This is a genomic window from Pseudomonas sp. LB3P93, from assembly GCF_054898025.1.
This window is the reverse complement of record NZ_CM142713.1, coordinates 2,811,550-2,830,482: the sequence shown is the minus strand read 5'-3', so window position 1 is coordinate 2,830,482 and position 18,933 is coordinate 2,811,550. Positions and strand designations below refer to the sequence as shown.

The 18,933-nt window shown below is 60.1% G+C and carries 14 protein-coding genes and 1 pseudogene; 2 read left to right on the top strand and 13 right to left on the bottom strand.

Going from position 1 to position 18,933, the window contains the following annotated elements:
- Nucleotides 1–21 precede the first annotated feature (21 nt).
- Both ACYZT8_RS12825 and ACYZT8_RS12820 read left to right on the top strand, forming a co-directional pair.
- Entirely contained in the window at nucleotides 22–876 is an 855-nt protein-coding gene (locus ACYZT8_RS12825) for an FTR1 family iron permease (RefSeq protein WP_461981624.1), read from the top strand.
- Nucleotides 864–2,243, top strand: a complete 1,380-nt coding sequence (locus tag ACYZT8_RS12820; RefSeq protein ID WP_461981622.1) for a 4Fe-4S binding protein — start codon at nucleotides 864–866, stop codon at nucleotides 2,241–2,243. The genes ACYZT8_RS12825 and ACYZT8_RS12820 overlap by 13 nt, the downstream gene beginning before the upstream one ends.
- Before the next feature lie 37 nt (nucleotides 2,244–2,280).
- Here ACYZT8_RS12820 and ACYZT8_RS12815 read toward each other — a convergent pair whose 3' ends face one another.
- From ACYZT8_RS12815 to ACYZT8_RS12755, 13 genes and pseudogenes are all read right to left on the bottom strand, one after another.
- Nucleotides 2,281–3,417, bottom strand: coding sequence for a methyl-accepting chemotaxis protein (locus ACYZT8_RS12815; protein WP_461982442.1), 1,137 nt, complete (start codon nucleotides 3,415–3,417; stop codon nucleotides 2,281–2,283).
- A 6-nt stretch (nucleotides 3,418–3,423) separates the two neighbouring features.
- Nucleotides 3,424–3,831 (bottom strand): annotated as a pseudogene (locus tag ACYZT8_RS12810) (MCP four helix bundle domain-containing protein); the annotation flags it as partial.
- Between the two features lie 161 nt (nucleotides 3,832–3,992).
- Nucleotides 3,993–4,688 (bottom strand): anaerobic ribonucleoside-triphosphate reductase activating protein, encoded by a 696-nt coding sequence (locus ACYZT8_RS12805; RefSeq protein WP_461981620.1) that lies wholly within the window; start codon nucleotides 4,686–4,688, stop codon nucleotides 3,993–3,995.
- A complete protein-coding gene (nrdD, locus tag ACYZT8_RS12800) occupies nucleotides 4,685–4,852 on the bottom strand; it encodes an anaerobic ribonucleoside-triphosphate reductase (protein ID WP_017338867.1) in 168 nt (55 codons plus the stop codon). Before nrdD ends, ACYZT8_RS12805 begins: the two co-directional genes overlap by 4 nt.
- Before the next feature lie 32 nt (nucleotides 4,853–4,884).
- Entirely contained in the window at nucleotides 4,885–6,900 is a 2,016-nt protein-coding gene (locus ACYZT8_RS12795) for a ribonucleoside triphosphate reductase (RefSeq protein WP_461981618.1), read from the bottom strand.
- A gap of 350 nt (nucleotides 6,901–7,250) precedes the next feature.
- Complete coding sequence (moaA, locus tag ACYZT8_RS12790; RefSeq protein WP_461981616.1) at nucleotides 7,251–8,243, bottom strand: GTP 3',8-cyclase MoaA; 993 nt, start codon at nucleotides 8,241–8,243, stop codon at nucleotides 7,251–7,253.
- A 25-nt stretch (nucleotides 8,244–8,268) separates the two neighbouring features.
- Complete coding sequence (locus ACYZT8_RS12785; protein ID WP_461981614.1) at nucleotides 8,269–9,228, bottom strand: peptidylprolyl isomerase; 960 nt, start codon at nucleotides 9,226–9,228, stop codon at nucleotides 8,269–8,271.
- A 10-nt stretch (nucleotides 9,229–9,238) separates the two neighbouring features.
- Nucleotides 9,239–9,919, bottom strand: coding sequence for a respiratory nitrate reductase subunit gamma (narI, locus tag ACYZT8_RS12780; protein ID WP_461981612.1), 681 nt, complete (start codon nucleotides 9,917–9,919; stop codon nucleotides 9,239–9,241).
- Nucleotides 9,912–10,667 carry a nitrate reductase molybdenum cofactor assembly chaperone gene (gene narJ, locus ACYZT8_RS12775; protein WP_461981610.1) on the bottom strand — a complete coding sequence of 252 codons (756 nt, stop codon included), beginning with the start codon at nucleotides 10,665–10,667 and terminating at the stop codon, nucleotides 9,912–9,914. Before narJ ends, narI begins: the two co-directional genes overlap by 8 nt.
- A 2-nt stretch (nucleotides 10,668–10,669) precedes the next feature.
- Nucleotides 10,670–12,208, bottom strand: coding sequence for a nitrate reductase subunit beta (narH, locus tag ACYZT8_RS12770; RefSeq protein ID WP_038982852.1), 1,539 nt, complete (start codon nucleotides 12,206–12,208; stop codon nucleotides 10,670–10,672).
- A 1-nt stretch (nucleotide 12,209) separates the two neighbouring features.
- Entirely contained in the window at nucleotides 12,210–15,983 is a 3,774-nt protein-coding gene (locus ACYZT8_RS12765; RefSeq protein ID WP_461981608.1) for a nitrate reductase subunit alpha, read from the bottom strand.
- A 69-nt stretch (nucleotides 15,984–16,052) separates the two neighbouring features.
- Nucleotides 16,053–17,450, bottom strand: coding sequence for a NarK family nitrate/nitrite MFS transporter (locus ACYZT8_RS12760; RefSeq protein WP_461981606.1), 1,398 nt, complete (start codon nucleotides 17,448–17,450; stop codon nucleotides 16,053–16,055).
- On the bottom strand, nucleotides 17,428–18,732 hold the full coding sequence (locus ACYZT8_RS12755) for an MFS transporter (RefSeq protein ID WP_461981603.1): 1,305 nt from the start codon (nucleotides 18,730–18,732) through the stop codon (nucleotides 17,428–17,430). The genes ACYZT8_RS12760 and ACYZT8_RS12755 overlap by 23 nt, the downstream gene beginning before the upstream one ends.
- Between the last annotated feature and the right edge of the window lie 201 nt (nucleotides 18,733–18,933).

Genomic DNA, 18,933 nt, shown 5'->3' with positions numbered 1-18,933 from the left:
CCGCGCATGCACGGAGTTTCAATGAATCAATCAATGTTCATCGTCTGGCGCGAAAGCGTCGAGGCGCTTCTGGTGATCGGCATTCTCCAGGCCTGGGCCAGCCAGCAAGACCGGGGCAATCGCCTGGTCAAATTCCTGTGGGCCGGTGTGGTGCTGGGGTTGATGCTTTCGGGCCTGCTCGCCGCGCTGATTCTAATGGCCGGCGAGGCCATGAGCGGCTCAGCCAGTGAATGGTTCCAGGCTGCACTGGCGCTGATTGCCAGCCTGCTGATGGTGCAAATGGTCGGATGGATGCATCGCCACGGGCGCTCGCTCAAGCATGACTTGCGACGACACGCCGATGGCCACCTGGCCCGGCGCGGGGGCTTGGGGCTGTTGCTGCTGGCCATGCTCGCGGTCAGCCGCGAAGGCAGCGAAACCGTGGTCTTTCTCTATGGCGCCGGCGCCCGCCTGCGAGGTCCGCAACTCGGTTTGTTTGCGGTCGGCGGTGTCATGGGGCTGGTGCTGTCAGCACTCACCCTTGCTCTGCTGCACAGCAGCCGCCGGTTCATTTCATGGCAGCGGTTCTTTGCCATCAGCGAAGTCGTCCTGCTCATGCTGGGCGCGGCGTTACTGGTCAGCGGCACCGAGCGAATCGGCGGCCAATTGCTCGCCCTCGATTTGCCGGAGCAGGTTTACAGCGTCATTGGCGAAGCGCTTTGGGACAGCAGCACTGTGCTGAGCGACAGTCATGGACTGGGTAGTTTTCTGGCCGGTTTTGCCGGTTATCGAGCAACCCCCAGTGGCCTGACTTTGTTGATGTGGATCGGTTACTGGCTAGTGGTCGGTGGCTGGCTACGCCAACGGGCTGCGGAAAAAGTGCCATGCCTGGTCTGAGCCGGCACAACCGATGGCTCAAGCGACTGGGCGACGGGATGCGTCGTCATGCACCCGTCATCCGCGCCGTGCAGTGGGCCGTTGTACTGTTCTACGCGTTGCTGTTGGTGATACCGGCGGCGCTGCCGCTACCGGACAGCCAGGCGCGGATATTCGACAACATGACCTTGCTCGCGCAGTTCTTGTTCTGGGGGATCTGGTGGCCATTCGTGCTGCTGTCGATCGTGATGTTCGGACGGCTCTGGTGTGGCGTTTTATGCCCGGAAGGTTCACTCAGCGAATGGGCCAGTCATTACGGTAAAGGCCTGGGGGTGCCGCGCTGGTTGCGCTGGGGCGGCTGGCCAACCCTGGCCTTCTGCCTGACCACCCTCTACGGCCAGTTGATCAGCGTCTATGACTACGCCCAGGCGGCGCTGTTGATTCTTGGCGGCTCGACTGCGGCGGCGGTCGGCGTCGGGCTATTGTTCGCACGGGGCAAGCGGGTCTGGTGCCGTTATTTGTGTCCCGTCAGCGGGGTCTTCGCCCTACTCGCCCGCCTGGCCCCCGTGCATTTTCGAGTGGATGAGCAGCGCTGGGTGGACAATGCCGCACCACGCCTGCCGCCACCCAATTGCGCGCCCTTGCTCGACGTTCGCCGCCTGAAAGGCGCCAGTGACTGCCATGCCTGCGGACGCTGCAGCGGGCAACGCGGCGCGGTTCAGTTGATCGCCCGCTCCAGCAATCAAGAGATTCTTCACGCGACGGCGCAGACGCTCTCGCGCTGGGATGCGCGGTTACTGCTGTACGGCGTCATCGGTCTGGCCATGGGCGCGTTTCAGTGGACTGTCAGCCCCTGGTTCGTCGCCCTCAAACAACACCTCGCGCAATGGCTGGTAGAACGCGACATGCTCTGGGCCTTGCAGGACAACGCCCCGTGGTGGTTGCTCACCCATTACCCGCAACTCAACGACAGCTTCAGTTGGCTCGATGGTTTCAGCATCATCGTTTACTTGAGCCTGAGCTCGATGCTGCTCGGCACCGCGTTGCTGATCCTGCTGCGCCTGACCGCCCGACTGGCGCAAGATCGCGCACTGTATTTGCCCCTCGCACTGACGCTCACGCCCCTGGGTGGTGCGGGATTGTTCCTCGGGTTGTCGGCGACAACGGTGAAATTGCTGCGTTACGAAGGGCTGCTGCTGGAGTGGGTACAACCGGCGCGGGCCTGCCTGTTGATGGCCGCGTTGGGGTGGAGTCTGCTGTTGGGCTGGAAACGGCTGGATCGCGAAGGTATTGCCCTGACTCGGCGCGTGATGTGCGGCGTTTGCCTGTTACTTGCCAACGGCCTGCCAGGGTTGGGCTGGTGGTTGCAATTCTGGGGCTGGGCCTGAATGCATCAGCGTCCAGATCCAACCCCTACCGCAACCACTAGACTTTGAAACGCGCCACCGTCTGGTGCAGCGCTCCGGCCATCTGCGCCAAATCTTGACCGGCGGTTTGCGTCTGCCGGGCACCCAGCAAGACCTGCTCCGACAAGTTACGAATGCCCATCAGGTTGCGATCCACTTCCCGCGCCACCAATGCCTGTTCCTCCGTGGCACTGGCAATCATCATGTTGCGCTCGTTGATCTGCGAGATGGAGCGCGTGATTTCATCCAGTGCATCACCCGACCGTTGCGCCACTTCCAGGGTAGCGCGTACCAGGTTGCTGCTGCTTTGCATGGCGGTCACCGCATGGCCGGAGTCCTGGCGAATGTTGCCAATCATCTGCTCGATTTCCTGTGTCGACTCCTGAGTGCGATGCGCCAGGGCACGCACCTCATCGGCGACCACGGCAAAGCCGCGTCCGGCATCACCAGCCCGGGCCGCTTCAATCGCCGCGTTGAGGGCCAGCAAATTGGTTTGATCGGCAATGCTGCGAATCACATCCAGCACCTTGCTGATGCCCTGCACTCTGCCGGCCAGTTGCTCAATGCGCTGTGACGTATCGGTGACACCCTCGGCCAGTTCGCCAATGGCAACCACGGTTTCCTGAACCTGTTCCCGGCCGCGATGCGCGGTTTGCTCGGATTGCCTGGAGGCCTCGCTGGTGCTCACCGCATTGCGTGCCACCTCATCGACGGCCGCCGTCATCTGGTTCACGGCCGTAGCCGCCTGCTCGATTTCAAGCCCCTGCAACTGCAGGTTACTGCTGGTCTGGCTGCTGACCACACTCAGTTCTTCGGACGAACTGGCCACCTGATCAACCGAAGTCGCGATGTGCTTGACCATGGCATTCAGACTTTGCTGCATGTGGTGCATGTTCATCATCACACTGCCGTCGGCACTTGAATGCACAGGCACCTGAGTCGTCAGGTCGCCCAGAGCGATTTGGCTCAAGAGCCGTGCGGCATCATCGGGCTCACCACCCAGTGGCCGAGTCACGCTGCGGGTGACAATGACCGCGGCGCCAATGACCAGCGCCAGGCAGAACAAAAATAACCCGAGCATGTTGCGCCGGGCCTCGCTGTACAGTGCCTGCGCCGAACGTTCACGGTCCGCGAATATTTTGCCTTGCAGCGCCATCAGCTCATCCAGGCTTGCATAGACTTCGTGTTCTGCCGGGATAACCTTTTGCTTGAGCTGCGCCATGGCGTCATTGGCAGCCCCTTGCCGAATCAATACCTGCACCTGCGTGAACGCCGCCACATAGGCCTCGCGATTCTTTTTCAACGCGGCATACGCCACTTTGCCTTCAGGCAGATAAAACAACGGCTCCAGCGTCTCGAGTGCCTGAGTGATGCGCTTCTTGGTGGCGTCGATCGACTGTTGCACTTGCTGATTGTCTTTATCGATCAGCAAGTCCCGGGTGTTTCTGGCGTTATCGCGTACGCCGGTGGCAATGACCATGATCGGTTCGATCTTTGGCCAGTCCTGCTTGACGATCACAACAGACTGATCCTTGAGCGTCGCCAGGTCGTTCAATGCGTAAAACGCCATGCCCATCAGCGCCAGCGGCGCAATGGCAAAACCGATGACGATACGGTGTGCCGTACTGAATGTGGCCATATCAAATGCTCCCTGTTTAATACCTGCCCGTGAGGCAGCGCATTTGAAAATCATGGTGGAGATCACGGCTAAACGTTTATCCGCCGCCGCGGTTACCCCCGCAACACGAAGACGGGGAACAACTCGCGCATGGCCTCCCAAAGATCCGGAAGCAAGGCTTGTGCCGAAACATTGGGCAGCAGCGGATCGAACATCTGCTCGGTGCGCACCAGTTGTACGGCGAAGCGCTTGACGCCCAGTTCACTCAAGCGTTGCGCCAGGATCAACAGGCGTGCCGGCTTGAACAAATGCCAATGCACGGTGGTACGACATTCGTAGTCCACACCACTGGCCAGAAGATGCTCAAGGCTGCGCCAGTTCGCCGTTCCACTGCCTTCGACCCGGGTGATTGCCTGGCAATCCTCTGGCAATGCCTTGACGTCGAAGCCGACCCAATCGGCCCCGGTCAGTGCCTTGGCAAAGGCTGGTGGCTTGATGCCGGCACTGTGCAGACCGATGCGAAAACCCATCGCACGCACTTCGTCCATGGCGTCGAGTAAACCGTCTTGCAAGGTCGGCTCGCCGCCACTGAAGACCACGGCATCGAGCAGGTCTTGCCGGCGTTGCAGAAACGCCAGTACCCGCAGCCAATCGACCTCGTCGGTGCCTCGAGGCGGGATCAACTGCGGGTTATGGCAGTAACGGCAACGCCAGGCGCAACCCTGGCAAAACAATACGCAGGCGAGCTGTCCCGGATAGTCGATAGTGGTCAGGGGCACCATGCCCCCAACCCGAAGCATTCGACTCATTGGCGCCCGGCCAGCGCCGCGCTTTCAGTGAAATGCACACGCTCGCGGTGCTCGGACTGTTTGCCCGGATTGAACGCTGATACCGGACGGTGATAACCCATTACCCGAGTCCAGACTTCGCAGCGTTGACGTTGAGCCTGGGGCAGTGTTTGCGATGCAGTCATGGTGAAGCTCCTTGCAGTTGAGTGGATCGAAATCAATGAACGGTGCCGGCTTTCTGCTCTTGCAGCAGCAGGACTTCGTCGCATTTGGGACAGAATTCATGCTCGCCATCGAGGTAGCCGTGTACCGGGCAGATGGAGAACGTCGGGGTCACGGTCAGGTATGGCAGACGGAAGCGTCCAAGGGCTTTGCGCACCAGTTGCTTGCAGGCTTCGGTCGAGGAAATCCGCTCGGCCATGTACAGGTGCAAGACCGTGCCGCCGGTGTATTTGCATTGCAGCTCGTCTTGAAGTTCGAGGGCTTCGAAGGGATCGTCGGTATAGCCCACCGGCAGTTGCGAGGAGTTGGTGTAATACGGTGCTTGCACCGTGCCGGCCTGGAGAATGTCGGGATAGCGTTTGAGGTCTTCCTTGGCGAAGCGATAGGTGGTGCCTTCAGCCGGCGTCGCTTCGAGGTTGTACATGTGGCCGGTTTCTTCTTGAAAACGCAGCAGCGTGGCGCGCACATGGTCGAGCATCTTCAGGGCAAATTGCCGACCGTGCTCGGTGTGCATGCCATCCGTGTCGCCGGTGAAATTGCGCAGCATTTCATGCAGGCCATTGAGGCCGATGGTGGAGAAATGGTTGCGCAAGGTGCCCAGGTAACGCTTGGTGTACGGGTACAAACCGGCATCCATGTGGTGCTGAATCACCTTGCGCTTGACCTCCAGGCTTTCCATCGCCAGTTCCATCAATGTGTCCAGACGCTGCAGTAAACCGCTGGTGTCACCTTTGAACACATAGCCCAGCCGCGCGCAGTTGATGGTCACCACGCCGAGCGATCCGGTCTGTTCCGCCGAGCCGAACAAACCGCCGCCGCGCTTGAGCAACTCACGCACATCCAGCTGCAACCGGCAGCACATCGAGCGCACCTGATTGGGTTGAAGGTCCGAGTTGAGGAAATTCTGGAAATACGGCAGGCCGTAACGCGCGGTCATCTCGAACAGGCGGTCAGCGTTTTCACTGTCCCAAGGAAAGTCATGGGTGATGTTGTAGGTCGGAATCGGAAAGGTGAACACCCGCCCTTTCGCATCGCCGGCCTGCATCACTTCGATGTAGGCGCGGTTGAGCACATCCATTTCAACTTGCAGGTCGCCGTAGGCAAACGGCATTTCCTCACCGCCAATGACGGGGATCTGCTCACGCAAATCCTGCGGGCACACCCAATCGAAGGTCAGGTTGGTGAACGGGGTCTGGGTGCCCCAGCGCGACGGGACATTGAGGTTGTAGATGAATTCCTGGATCGCTTGGCGCACCTCCTGAAAGCTCAGTTGATCCTTGCGCACATAGGGCGCCAAGTAGGTGTCGAAGGAGCTGAACGCCTGCGCGCCGGCCCATTCGTTTTGCAGGGTGCCGAGGAAATTCACCATCTGCCCCAGGGCACTGCTCAAGTGCTTCGGCGGCCCCGCTTCGACACGCCCCGACACACCGTTAAGGCCTTCGTGCAACAAGGTCCGCAATGACCAACCGGCGCAGTAACCAGCAAGCATGTCCAGATCGTGCACATGCAGATCCGCCTCGCGATGGGCCTGGCCGATGGCCTCGCTGTACACCTCGTCCAGCCAGTAGTTGGCGGTGACCTTGCCGGACACGTTCAACACCAGACCACCCAGGGAGTAGCCCTGATTGGCGTTGGCCTGGACCCGCCAGTCTTCACGGTCCAGGTATTCGTTCATCGACGTCGCCACTTCGACCAGGGTCCGGCGGTCGCGACGCAAACGCCCGTGCTGTTCGCGATAAACAATGTAGGCACGCATGGCCAGGAAGAAACCGGCGTCCATCAATACCCGTTCGACACGGTCCTGGATTTGCTCGACGTGCAGCCTGGGTAATCCTTCCAGTCGGGCCAGTACGGCCTGAAGCAACCCTTCGACCTCAGCCTCGCCGTACTCCTGAGTTGCCTTGCCGGCGGCGATCAACGCCTGACGGATTTTGTCGGCATCGAAGGCGACCTGGCTGCCATCGCGCTTGTGCAAGCGGTTACTTCCTACTGCGATCAGCGTGCTCTGCATTCGTCCTCCAGACACTACATATAGGTGTTAAAGCAAAAACAAACACAACATGCGGTGAAGACTACGGACAAAGTGCTGATCTGCAATTGATCGACATCAAGATTTGCCGGCGAAAAAAAACCGCCAGCGGCGGCTAATTCCAATGGGTCAAGAAACTCTGGCTTCACCTATTCCCTGTAGCAGCTGGCGAAGCCTGCGTTCGGCTGCGTAGCAGTCGTAAGTCGGATCATCGCGATTAACCTGAAACACCGCAGTGCCTGATTTTACGACTGCTACGCAGCCGAACGCAGGCTTCGCCAGCTGCTACGGTCCGCGTAGCTGTCAGAACTGAACGGCATTAACATCAAGGGTCAACCGCCACTCATGTTCATGAATCGCACGATCTGAACATCCCCGTTCGGGGTGAAATCATGGCGCAATGGTTTGCCACGCAGTGCTCTCTGGATCGCATTGATCACCGGCTGATCATCCAGCGGATAACGCCGCAGCAACCCTCTTAAATCCAGCGCATCATCCTGCCCCAGACACAGCAGCAGCTTCCCCTCAACAGTCATCCGCACCCGATTACAGCTGCCACAAAAGTTGTGGCTATTGGGCGAAATGAAACCAATCCGGGTATCGGGATGACGTTCAAGACGCACATAACGCGCCGGTCCGCCGCTGTTTTCAGTACTGTCGAGCAACCGATGCTGGCTGGCGATCAACGCCCGCACTTCATCGCTGGAGCAAAACGATTCGCCCCGTGAACGACCGACGTCGCCCAAGGGCATTTCTTCGATGAAACTGATGTCGATGCGTTGATCAATGGCGTATTGCACCAATCCCGGGACTTCATCGAAGTTGCGCCCCTTCATCACCACACAGTTGAGTTTGACCCGCTCGAAGCCCGCGTCCCGTGCAGCTTCAATGCCGCCCAGCACCTGATCGAGATCGCCGTTACGGGTGATCGCCCGAAATTTCTCCCCGTCCAGGCTATCGAGGCTGATGTTCATCCGCTTGACCCCGGCGTCGACCAACGGCCGGGCCAGACGGCCCAGCTGCGAGCCATTGCTGGTCATCACCAGTTCGCGCAAACCGGGCAAGGCGGCGATGTTGCGGCACAGTCCGACAATGCCGGGGCGGATCAAGGGCTCGCCGCCAGTCAGGCGGATTTTGCGAACACCGAGGCCGACAAACAGCGTCGCCAGGCGCTGCAATTCCTCCAGCGTGAGCACCTGCTGACGCGGCAGGAACGTCATGTTTTTCGCCATGCAGTACACGCAACGAAAATCACACCGGTCCGTCACCGACATCCGCAGATAATCGATCTGCCGCCCAAAACCATCCTGCATCACAACGTTCATCACATCTCCCGGTTGGCCACGATGCTCACTGCACCAGCGGTGAGTCGGCGCCCTGTAAGTGGATGCCACGAATATCCGCCGCGCCGATCAGGGTTTGCAGGTATTGCACCAGGGCTTTTTGCCAGACGCCTTGCTGCAACTGCGTGCGGATCGCCGTCGACACCACTTCATAGGGCAATGGCATGCCTTCGATCCGCTGATCGACGCTGACCACATGCCAGCCGTAGCGACTTTCCAGTGGTTTGCTGGCCAGGCCCGGTGCCAGGGTGAACAGCTGACGTTCCAGTTCAGGCACGGTCTGGCCCTTGCTGATTTGTCCCAAAGAACCGCCCTGAGCCTTCGACGGGCAGGCCGAATACTTCACGGCCAGCTCGGCGAAACTGCCGGGGAATTCGTCCAGTCGTTGCAGCAGGATTTCCGCCTGCTCATGCGCCAGTTCCCGGGCCTCGACATCGTCCGGCGCACATTCGAGCAGAATGTGCCGAACCGCCAGCAGTGGCGCGCTGTGGAAGCGCCCACGATTGTTTTCGTAGTAGCGCAGGCTGGTTTCCTCGTCGCACTGCGGCACGTGAACCTCACGTTCGAGCAGCAAGCGCGTGGCTGCTTCCTCTTCGTTCTCTCCGGCGCCGATCTCCAGCGATACACCGAGCTCGGCAATGCGCTGCTGCAACAACTCGCGGATCACCAGTGCCTTGGCGGCCAGATAGACCGCCTCCTCACGGCTTTCGGCCGGGTGATATTGCAGCTCCTGGGCCATCGCTTCCGGGGTGATCGACACCTCGTTGACGCTGATGATCGGCCACTCCTGCTCGCTGCTGGCGATCAACTGCGCCGGGGCGTCATCGGCCGCCGCGGGCTCAACCGGCAGCGCTGCAAACTGCGCCTCTGCGACCGGCGCGATGTCGAGAACCTCCTCGGCTTTTTTGGAAGAACCGCAGCCACCGCTGCCCCCGTTACCACCACCACATCCGCATCCACCTGACATGATTGTCTCCTCAGTACTTCTGACGAACGATTTGATAACGACGCCCCAGGTACCAGATCGGTGCACTGATCATGTGTACGAGACGGGTGAAGGGGAACAGCACAAACAGGGTCAAACCGAGAAACACATGCAACTTGTAGGTCAGCCCGACCGGCGCGATAGACGCCGCCGCTTCCATCGGCCGCAACAGCACAGTGTTCTGCGCCCAATCGGCGAGCATCACCATCACCGAGCCGTCCATGTGTCCGGTGGAGGCGACGATCGTCAGCAGGCCGAGCAGCAATTGCGCCAGCAGCACCAGCAAAATCAGGATGTCCGAAGGGCTGGAGGTGGCGCGAACCCGAGGATCGGTGAGGCGCCGTTTGACCAGCATCAGCAGGCCAATCAGGCACAACAGACCGAAGAACCCGCCGGAGACCATCGCCAGCAACTGCTTGTTCTCAGTGCTAATCACATGGTGATAAATCGACGCCGGGGTCAGCAGCCCGACGAAGTGCCCGGCCAGCACGAACAACACACCGATGTGGAACAAGTTGCTCGCCACGCGCATGCCGCGCTGATTGAGCATCTGGCTCGAACCGGCCTTCCAGGTGTATTGCGACAAGTCGAAGCGGGCCCAACTGCCGATCAGGCAAATAGCTAACGCGACGTAGGGGTAGATCCCGAACAACAACAGGTTCCATTTAGACATTGCCCACCTCCTTGGCTGGCGCGGCGGCCAGCCCTTCATGCTGAAAATCCACCCAGTGCAGCGGCACCGCGCTTTCTTCCCGGGCTTTGCCCGGTGCGCTTGGCAGCGAACTGCAACGGTCCTGCTGTTCGGCCTGGAGAAAGTCCACGGCCTCCTCCTCCCAGATTTTGTCGAGGGCTTCGAGGGAGTCATCGCGGGGTTCCGCCGCAACCTGCGCACGCAGGTCGGCGACCGCTTGATGAGGCTCGGCCCCGGCAATTTGCAGCAGCGCCCGGAAGCAACTTGCATAGGCGCTTTCGCGCTCTTCCAGACGCGCCGCGAGCAAGGCCAGCAAGTGCGACACATCCGCCAGGCCCTCGCGGGCCTCGATGTCTTCACGGGTGGACAGAAACTCCAGGTACAGCGGTATGTAATCGGGCAGCTCCTTGACACCGATGGCAAAACCGGCGGCTTCGTACTGCGCCATCATGTCGACCATGGCCTGGCCACGGTCGCGGGATTCGCCGTGCACGTGCTCGAACAACAGCAGCGACAGCGAGCGCCCCCGACCGAACAGCGCACCGTAGTGCTCCTGCCCGTCCATCAAGTCGTTGGCGCAGATCAGTTCCAGCAACTCGAACAACGCACCGCGCTGCTTCGGGCTGATTTCCCGGGACTGGATAATCGCTTGCTCCAGTTCGTCGCGACCGCCAACCAACGTTTCGGTCGGGTAGTCGAGCAGCAGCGAAATCACTTTGAGAATTTGCATGCTCATTCCTCCCACAACTGGACGGTTTTCAGGATGTCGCGGCGGTTGGCTTTCTTGGCACCGAACATGTTGGTGTCGGAGCTGCCGCTGCAACCGCTGCCGAAACTGAAGCCGCAACCGGAGCGCTCGGCAAAGGCGTCACTCATGGCGTCTTCACGGTGCGCGCTCGGTACCACAAAGCGGTCTTCGTAGTTGGCGATCGCCAGGTAGCGATACATCTCCTCGACCTGGGCCACGCTCAAGCCGACATCCTTGAGCACTTGCAGGTCCTGAACGCCATCGACTTGCTCGGAACGTTTGTAGGCGCGCATCGCCAGCAAGCGTTTAAGCGCACGCTTGACCGGTTTTTCATCGCCCGCGGTCAGCAGGTTCGCCAGGTACTTCAGTGGAATACGCAGGCTGTCGACGTCCGGAATCACCCCGTTCATGCCCACGGTGCCAGCGGTGGCGGCGTTCTGGATCGGCGACAGCGGCGGTACGTACCAAACCATCGGCAAGGTCCGGTATTCCGGGTGCAGCGGCAGTGCGAGTTTCCAGTCCACGGCCATTTTGTAGACCGGCGAACGTTGCGCCGAATCGATCACCGACTGCGGCACACCATCGGCCAAGGCCTGACGGATGACCGCTGGGTCGTTCGGGTCGAGGAAGATCTCCAGTTGTTTCTCGTACAGATCCTGCTCATTGGCGGTGCTCGCCACTTCGCTGATGCGGTCGGCGTCATACAGCAGCACGCCGAGGTAACGGATACGTCCGACACAGGTTTCAGCACAAACAGTCGGCATCCCGGCTTCGATACGCGGGTAGCAGAAAATACACTTCTCGGATTTGCCGCTTTTCCAGTTGAAATAGATCTTCTTGTAGGGGCAGCCGCTGATGCACATGCGCCAGCCGCGGCATTTTTCCTGGTCGATCAGGACGATACCGTCCTCTTCACGCTTGTAGATTGCCCCGCTCGGGCACGATGCCGCGCAGGTCGGGTTGAGGCAGTGCTCGCACAGGCGCGGCAAATACATCATGAAGGTGTTTTCGTACTCGCCGTAAATGTCCGCCTGGATCTTGTCGAAGTTCTTGTCCTTGCGACGCTTGGCGAATTCGGTGCCGAGAATTTCCTCCCAGTTCGGGCCCCACTCGATTTTCTCCATGCGTTTGCCGGAGATCAGCGAGCGCGGGCGCGCGGTAGGTTGATGCTCGCCCAGCGGTGCGGTGTGCAGGTGCTGGTAGTCGAAGTCGAACGGCTCGTAGTAGTCGTCGAGGCTCGGCAGGTCCGGGTTGGCGAAAATGTTCGCCAACACGCGGAATTTGCCACCGATGCGCGGGTTGATCGTGCCGTTGGCATTGCGGATCCAGCCGCCCTTCCACTTGTCCTGGTTTTCCCACTCTTTCGGGTAGCCGATGCCCGGTTTCGATTCAACGTTGTTGAACCAGGCGTATTCCATGCCTTCACGGCTGGTCCAGACGTTTTTGCAGGTGATCGAACAGGTGTGGCAACCGATGCATTTGTCCAGGTTCAGAACCATGCCGATTTGTGAGCGAATCTTCATCTCAGTTCTCCTCGATATCGGTCGGCAGGGGACGCGGCAGGTCATCACCGGACGATCCATCGAGCCAGTCGACTTTGGACATTTTGCGCACCACGACAAACTCATCACGGTTGCAACCGACCGTGCCGTAATAGTTGAAACCGTAGGCTTGCTGGGCGTAGCCACCGATCATGTGGGTCGGCTTGAGCACGACACGGGTGACCGAGTTGTGGTGGCCGCCACGGGTCTTGGTGGTTTCCGAACCTGGCACGTTCACGATCCGTTCCTGGGCGTGGTACATCATCACCATGCCGTCCTTGACCCGCTGGCTGACCACCGCCCGGGCGGTCAGCGCACCGTTGACGTTGAAGCACTCGATCCAGTCGTTGTCCTCGATACCGGCGCTTTTCGCGTCGTTCTCCGAGAGCCAGACAATCGGCCCGCCACGGCTGAGGGTCAGCATCAGCAGGTTGTCGCTGTAAGTACTGTGGATGCCCCATTTCTGGTGCGGGGTGATCCAGTTCAGGACGATTTCCTTGTGGCCGTTGCTGCGCTTGCCTTTCACCCCTTCGATGGTGCGGGTGTTGACCGGTGGCCGATAACTCATCAACTGCTCGCCGAACGCCTGCATCCACGGGTGATCCTGGTAGAACTGCTGGCGACCGGTGATGGTGCGCCATGGGATCCCTTCATGAACGTTGGTGTAGCCGGCGTTGTAGCTGACATGATCGTCTTCGAGACCTGACCAGGTCGGGCTGGAAATGATCTTGCGCGGCTGGGCCTGAATGTCGCGGAAACGAATCGCCTCGTGAGCCTTGGACAGCGCCAGGTGGCTGTGGTCGATGCCGGTGAATTCCGACAGCGCGGCCCAGGCCTTCACGGCAACCTGGCCATTGGTTTCCGGTGCCAGGGACAGAATCACTTCAGCAGCGTCGATGGCCGTGTCGATTTTCGGCCGACCCTGGCTGATCCCGGCATCGCCTTCTTTGTGATTGAGTTCACCGAGGAATTTCACTTCGTCTTCGGTGTTCCAGTTGATGCCTTTGCCGCCGTTGCCGTGTTTCTCCAGCAATGGCCCGAGGGACGAGAACTGTTTGTAGATGTTCGGGTAATCACGCTCGACCACGTGCAGGTTCGGTGCGTTCTTGCCCGGCACCGGTGCCACGCCGTCGCTTTTCCAGTCGGTGCCGCCAAACGGCTGGGCCAGTTCGCCGACGCTGTCGTGCATCAGCGGAATGGTCACCAGATCCTTTTCGACGCCCAGGTGCCCTTCGGCCATGCTGGAAAACGCCTTGGCGATGCCTTTGTAGATTTCCCAGTCGGAACGCGATTCCCACGCCGGGTCGATGGCGGCCGACAACGGGTGAATGAACGGGTGCATGTCCGAGGTGTTCATGTCGTCTTTTTCGTACCAGGTCGCGGTCGGCAACACGATGTCGGAATAGACGCAGGTCGAGGACATGCGGAAGTCCAGCGTGGTCACCAGATCGAGCTTGCCGATGGCGCCCTCGTCGACCCATTCGGCTTCTTCGGGTTTGCAGTCGCCGACCTGGCCGATGTCTTCGTTCATCACACCGTTTTTGGTGCCGAGCAGGTACTTGAGCATGTACTCGTGGCCCTTGCCCGAGGAGCCCAGCAGGTTGGAACGCCAGATGAACATGTTGCGCGGGAAGTTCACCGGGCTGTCCGGCTGTTCGCAGGAGAAGCGCAGCGAACCGTCCTGCAGCGACTTGACCACGTAGTCTTTCGGGTCCATGCCGGCCGCCGCAGCGTCGCGGCAAATGTGCAAAGGGTTTGTGTTGAGTTGTGGCGCGCTGGGCAACCAGCCGGCGCGTTCGGCGCGGATGTTGTAGTCCAGGGCATGTTCCGGGAACTGCGATTTATCGGCCAATGGCGAGAGCACGTCGTGCATGCTCATTTTCTCGTGGCGCCATTGCGAACTGTGGGCGTAGAAGAAGCTGGTGCCGTTCATTTGGCGAGGCGGACGATTCCAGTCCAGGCCGAACGCCAATGGCAGCCAGCCGCATTGCGGACGGAGTTTTTCCTGGCCAACGTAGTGCGCCCAACCGCCACCGGTCTGACCGACACACCCGCAGAGCATGAGCATGTTGATCAGGCCGCGGTAGTTCATGTCCATGTGGTACCAGTGGTTCATCGCCGCGCCGACGATGATCATCGAGCGGCCCTTGGTCTTGTCGGCGTTGTCGGCGAACTCACGGGCAATCTGGATCGCTTTCTCGCGGCTCACGCCGGTGATTTTCTCCTGCCACGCTGGGGTGCCAGGCACCGAGGCGTCGTCGTAATCCTTGGCGACGTTGTCGCCACCGAGGCCACGGTCAATGGCCAGGTTGGCCGCCGACAGGTCGAACACGGTGGCGACTTTAGCCACGCTACCGTCCGCCAGCACCACGTTATGCACCGGCACGCGGCGGTATTGCACGGCATCACCCGCGACGTGCTGGAAGTGCTCGTGGGACTCGCCGGCAAAATACGGGAACGCCACTTCGGCGACGTCATCGCCGATCAGGCTCAGTTTCAGGTCGATCTCGCGACCTTCGCCGCCTTCACGAGGCAGGATGTTCCACTTGCCCTTCTCGCCCCAGCGATAACCGATGGAACCCTGAGGGGACACCAGTTCGCCGCTGACATCGAGGGCGATGGTTTTCCATTCCGGGTTGTTTTCCTGGCCGAGGTTGTCGGTCAGGTCACTGGCGCGCAGGAAGCGGTCCGGCTGGTAGCCGGCGCCCGGTGCCTTGTCGACCATTTGCTTGAGCAGCACCAGCACCGGTAAATCGGTGAAGCGCTTGGCGTAATCGGTGAAATAGGCGCTCGGTTTGTCCAGGTGGAATTCTTTGAAGATCACATGATTGAACGCTTGGGCCAGCGCCGCATCGGTGCCTTGTTTAGGGTTCAGCCACAGGTCGGTGAGCTTGGCGACTTCCGAGTAATCCGGGGTGATCGCGACCGTCTTGGTGCCCTTGTAACGGACTTCGGTAAAGAAATGCGCATCCGGGGTACGGGTCTGCGGAACGTTGGAACCCCAGGCAATGATGTAGTTGGAGTTGTACCAGTCGGCTGATTCCGGCACGTCGGTCTGCTCGCCCCAGACCATCGGCGAGGCCGGTGGCAAGTCGCAGTACCAGTCATAGAAACTCAGGCAGGCGCCGCCGATCAGCGACAGGTAACGCGAACCCGCGGCATAGCTGACCATCGACATGGCGGGAATCGGCGAGAAGCCGACGATGCGGTCGGGGCCATATTGCTTGATCGTGTAGACGTTGGACGCCGCAATGATCTCGTTGACTTCCTCCCAGTTGGAACGGATGAAGCCACCCATGCCGCGCTTGCTTTTATAGGAGTCGGCCTTGACCTTGTCCTCGACGATGCTGGCCCAGGCTTCGACTGGCGCCATGGTTTGCCGCGCATCGCGCCACAGTTTGAGCAACGGCTTGCGGATCTTCGGGTATTTGAGCCGGTTGGCGCTGTAGATGTACCAGCTGTAACTGGCGCCACGCGGGCAGCCACGGGGCTCATGGTTGGGCAGATCGTTACGGGTACGCGGGTAGTCGGTCTGCTGGGTTTCCCAGGTGATCAGGCCGTTCTTGACGTAGATCTTCCACGAGCAAGAGCCGGTGCAGTTCACCCCGTGGGTGGAACGCACGATCTTGTCGTACTGCCAGCGCGAACGGTAGACGTTCTCCCAGTCGCGAGACTCTTTGCGAGTCTCGCCATGACCGTCGGAAAACTCGTTTTGCTTGCGGTTGAAAAACCGCAATTGATCCAGTAAATGACTCACGGTGTAGTCCTCTCAGGCTTTGTCGCGGGGTCTGTGCCCCGCCCACGCAATGGTTGGATGCAGCTCGGCTCAGCAGGGTGTCGCGGCGCCTTTGCGCGCGTACCACCACCAGGTCACCACGATGCAGCTCAGGTAAAAGCCGACGAACATGTAGAAGGCCATCTCCGGGCCGCCGGTCTGGGCCATCGAAGTGCCGAAGGATTTGGGAATGAAGAACGCGCCGAAAGCGCCCATGGCCGAACTGAAGCCCAGGACCGCGGCCGACTCTTTGCCGGCGTTCTTCAGGGCCTGTTCGCGGATGGCCGGCGATTGCCCGGCCGAGGCTTTTTCATGCTGGGTGCGGAAGATCACCGGGATCATGCGGAAGGTGGAACCGTTGCCGATGCCAGTGGTAATGAACAGCAGCATGAACATGCCGAGATAGCCGTAAAAGTTGCCGCCCGAGCCGTTCTGCGGCAGGAAGTGCATGACGCCGAAGACCATCACGATCATCGCGACGAAGTTCCACAAGGTCACTTTCGCGCCGCCGAGCTTGTCCGCCAGCCAGCCGCCCAATGGACGTACCAGCGCGCCAACCAACGGACCGAGGAAGGCGAATTTTAAGGCGATGACGTCAGGGAAGGAGGTTTTGATCAGCAACGGAAACGCGGCGGAGAAACCGATAAACGAACCGAAGGTCGCCAGGTACAACCAGCACATCAGCCAGTTGTGTTTGCGCTTGAAGATCACCGCCTGTTCGCTGAAAGAAGCACGGGCGCTGGACAGGTCATTCATGCCGAACCAGGCCAGCACCGTCACCAACACAATGAACGGAACCCAGATGAACCCGGCGTTCTGCAACCACAACTGACCGCCGTCCGGCAGGGCCTGCGGTTTACCGCCCATGAAGCCGAACACGCCGAAAGTGATCACCAGCGGTACGCAGAACTGCATCACCGAGACGCCCAGGTTACCCAGCCCGGCGTTGAGGCCAAGGGCCGTGCCCTGCTGAGACTTGGGGTAGAAAAAGCTGATGTTGGACATGCTCGACGCAAAGTTGCCGCCACCAAAACCGCAGAGCAAGGCAATCAACACGAACACGCTGTACGAGGTGCTCGGGTCCTGCACGGCGAAGCCCATCCAGATCGAGGGCAGCAATAGCGACGCGGTGCTCAGGGCGGTCCAGCGACGGCCGCCGAAGATCGGCACCATAAACGAATAGAAGACGCGCAAGGTGGCGCCGGACAGCCCCGGCAACGCCGCGAGCCAGAACAGCTGATCGGTGGTGAAGCTGAAACCGATGGCGTTCAACCGCACAATCACCGTGCTCCAGACCATCCACACCGCAAACGCCAACAGCAGTGCGGGAATGGAAATCCACAAGTTGCGGGTGGCGGTCTGTTTGCCGCTACTTCCCCAGAACGCAGGGTCCTCGGGGCGCCAGTCATGAATGACCGGGCCTTTTTCAGGCTTTTGCAGAACGGACATGTTCTTCTCCTTGGGCAATGCTGGAAAACGGGGACGAGGTCGCCGGCGGCTGTTTGCCCAGCAGCGGGCTTTTGCGTATTTCGCTGAAGTACATCCAGGTGAGGGAGACCCAGACCACGCCGTACATCAACATGAAGCAGGAAGAGCGCACGCCGGTGAGGTCCACCAGGGCGCCGAACAGGATCGGCAGCACGAAACCACCCAGGCCGCCCGCGAGACCGACGATGCCGGACACCGCGCCCATGTTTTTCGGGTAGTCGTTGGCGATGTATTTGAAAACCGAGGCCTTGCCGAACGCGAAGGCGATGCCCATGACGAACAGCAGTACGGTGAACAGCACGGGATTGAGGCCGATGTGGAAATCCATCGGGCCATTGATCGTTTGCACTTGCAGTTGGGTCTGGGGGTACGAGAGCAGGAACAGACAGATCCAGCTGACCCACAACACCCACCAGGTCACGCTTTGCGCGCCCCAGCGATCCGACATCCAGCCGCCGACGGCACGCAGCACACCGCCCGGCAGGGAAAAACACGCCGCCAACAGCGCGGCGCTTTGCAGGCTGAAACCGTATTCCTGCACGTAGTACTTGGTCATCCACAGTGCCAGGGCTACATAGCCGCCGAAGACGATCGAGTAGTACTGGCAGTAGCGCCACACCGCAGGGTCCTTCAGCGAGCTCAATTGCTCACGCAATGTGGCGCCGCTGGCGCTGCGGTGGTTCTTGTTTTCGGCGCTGAGGAACCAGAACAACAACGCGGTAATAAAGAGGATTGCGCTGAATACTTTCGGCACCAACTGCCAGCTACCGGCGGCGATCAATGCCGGGGCGAGAAATTTGGTCACCGCAGCCCCGGCGTTACCGGCACCGAAGATGCCCATCGCAAAGCCCTGGTTCTCCTTGTCGAACCATTTGGCGACGTAGGCAATCCCCACCGAAAACGAGCCACCGGCGAGGCCGACGAACAAGCCCAACACCAAAAACTGCCAGTAAGCGGTGGCGTGGCTGATCAGGTACAGCGGTGCGACGCAGGCCAGCATCAACAGAAAGAACACGCTGCGCCCGCCAAAGCGGTCGGTCAGCAGGCCCAGCGGCAAACGCACCAGCGAGCCGGTCAGTACCGGGGTCGCGGCCAGCAGGCCGAATTGGGTTTCGTTGAGCTGGAGCAGTTCCTTGATCGGCACCCCGAGCACGGCAAACATCATCCAGACCATGAAACACACAGTGAAGGCCAACGTGCTCATGCCCAACACCAGGCCTTGTCGTACACGGGGTTCGCTCACATTGCTCTCCAGTCAGTTAGCCATGGCGGCAGACTAGAGAGACCAACCCCGCAAAAACTTGATCCATGTCAACGAAGCCCATGGGGACATAGGCCTATGCTTGGGCTGTCTACCTCTAAGGAGGTAGTTCATGGATAGCTGCAAAGCCTTTATTTATCAGACTCTTAAGGTTTTACAGCGACATCATTGCTGACAGGGAGC